General features: G+C 33.3%; 1 pseudogene. It reads right to left on the bottom strand.

Annotated elements, in window-relative coordinates:
- Positions 1-164 (bottom strand): annotated as a pseudogene (locus OZD68_RS06660) (IS3 family transposase); the annotation flags it as partial.
- Between the last annotated feature and the right edge of the window lie 70 nt (positions 165-234).

The raw sequence follows: 234 nt of genomic DNA, 5'->3' as shown, positions 1-234 counted from the left end.
TAATAGTGACGTTGTTTGTTATAAAAAATTTCTATGTATTCAAATATTGCAGTTCTAGTTTGTTGAGCAGAGTGTTGTGAAGTATCAATAAGTATTTCTCTTTTCAATGAGCTAAAGAAGCTTTCTGCAACAGAATTATCGTAACAACAGCCTTTATTACTCATCTATAGCTCTTTCCATAAAAGTCCGGATGTGATAGGATAAGGGTAGATGATGATAAGGAGGTTGAATGCC

It is taken from the genome of Wolbachia endosymbiont of Drosophila bicornuta (genome assembly GCF_028982105.1).
Classification (GTDB): Bacteria; Pseudomonadota; Alphaproteobacteria; order Rickettsiales; family Anaplasmataceae; genus Wolbachia; species Wolbachia pipientis.
The sequence above is the reverse complement of the archived record's forward strand: the minus strand, read 5'-3'. Positions and strand labels throughout refer to the sequence as shown.